Source organism: uncultured Agitococcus sp. (assembly GCF_937920075.1).
Classification (GTDB): domain Bacteria; phylum Pseudomonadota; class Gammaproteobacteria; order Pseudomonadales; family Moraxellaceae; genus Agitococcus.
Genome location: NZ_CALETI010000310.1, coordinates 1 through 2,127 on the forward strand (window position 1 = coordinate 1; position 2,127 = coordinate 2,127).

General features: G+C 35.9%; 1 protein-coding gene. It reads left to right on the forward strand.

Annotated elements, in window-relative coordinates:
• Nucleotides 1-87: 87 nt before the first annotated feature.
• The coding region (locus Q0212_RS10815; protein ID WP_297925336.1) for a DEAD/DEAH box helicase family protein at nucleotides 88-2,127 on the forward strand (2,040 nt) is incomplete at its 3' end.

Here is a 2,127-nt window from a genome sequence, read left to right on the forward strand (position 1 = left end):
AGCCTGTTATTATTGAGGGTGAGGCATTAAAAATAATGGCAGAAAAAGCCTTAAATGTTACTAAAGAACAGGAAAAGAGCCTCAACAATGGAACTTAAAGATTATCAGCAACGCGTGATTGCCGACTTAAACGAGTATTTAACTCTCTTAGAAAACACGCAATTATTAGATGTGGCCTTTAAAAATTATTGGGCAGAAAAAAGCGTTACCGATATTACACCCTATAAAAACAATGTCGCTAACGTCCCCCATGTTTGTATTAAAGTTCCCACCGCAGGCGGCAAAACCTTTATTGCCGTCAACGCTATTAAAACTATTTTTGATTGTTTTGCCAAAACGAATCCCAAACAAGCGCAATTTGTGGTGTGGTTAGTCCCCTCGTTAAGCATTTTAGAACAAACCGTCAAAGCCTTAGCCAATCCCGAACATCCCTATCGAAAACAATTAAATATTGATTTTAGACACCGTGTTGCTGTGTATCAAAAACAAGATTTATTGATGGCAGCGGATTTTTCGCTAGATACCGTACAAGAGCAATTGTCGATTGTGGTGATGAGTTTTGACAGTTTACGCGCCAAAAATAAAGAAGACCGCAAAATTTATCAAGATAATGGTTATTTGGCTTCGTTTTTAAATAACGATAATCATCAAAATGAATTACTTGCTGAATATGATGCGTCAGCCTTAATTAATGTCATGCGCTCTTTAAAGCCTGTGATTATTGTGGACGAAAGCCATAATGCCGAAACTATTTTATCGGTCGAAATGCTTGAAAATCTTAATCCTAATTTTATTTTAGATTTAACCGCCACACCCAAAAATAACAGTAATATTATTAGCTACGTTGACGCGATGCAGCTTAAAAAACAACACATGGTTAAATTACCTGTGATTGTCAGTAATCATCAAGATAAACATAAAGTCATCGAAGAAGCCTTAATTCTTAGGCAACAACTCGAAAATATCGCTATTCAACAACAAAAAGACGGCGGAAAATATATTCGCCCCATTATTTTATTTCAGGCACAGGCTAAAACCACAGACGATAATACCACTTTTGAAAAAATTAAAGATTTTTTAATATCGATAAATGTGCCTGCCGAACAAATAAAAATCAAAACTGCACAAATTAATGAGCTAAAAAATATCGACTTATTAAGCCCTGATTGTCCTGTACGTTATATTATTACCGTCAATGCGCTTAAAGAAGGTTGGGATTGTCCCTTTGCTTATGTGTTGGCTTCCTTAGCCGATAAATCGTCACCTGTGGATGTTGAACAAATTTTGGGGCGCGTATTGCGTATGCCTCATGTACAACAACATGGCCATGATTTATTAAACATGAGTTATGTATTAACTGCATCTAGCCGATTTTTAGACACGCTGCAAAATATTGTTAAAGCTCTTAACAAAGCAGGATTTTCGGACAAAGATTATCGTCACATTGAGCCAATTATTGCGCCATTGATTGAGGCAAAACCGCAACAACCTGCCTTTAATTTTGACGCAATAGAACAAGCGATTGAGATAATTGATGATTTTGATTTTCAAAAAATACAAACCGATTGGCAAAATCTCTCCATTAATCCTGAGCTTATCGAAGGATTAGAAAATAGTTCGACCATGGGACAGACTCATGGCTCACCACAAGGGGGAGTTACAGAGACTATCAATACTACGCTAGCTTCTGTCAGTCAGTTAATGCAGCAAGCGATTAGTCAAAATCAGCATTATCAAACAATCGCCAATCAAATATCAGACAGTCAGCTACCGACGGAATTAGAGGCTAAAGTGAATAAATATGCCATTAAAGAGATATTTCGCGATGATGCGTTAAAGTTAAAATTACCACAATTTGTGATGCCTACGCCAAATAGTGGTTTTTTAAGCAGCGAAATGCAGTTAGTAGAAAGGGACTGGTTATTAAAAGATTTTAAATTGGCTTATTTAGATGCACAAATTAGCTTTGAGCATATTGATACCGAAATGTATCAAGTAGATTTAGAGCAAGTTGGTAATCATGATTATGCCCCTAAACCATTCAAAATGGATTATGTGGTACGCGAAAAATTTAATAATTATATTTTGTCATTAAATAAAGAAGGGCAGATTTTAAATTTAACAGAT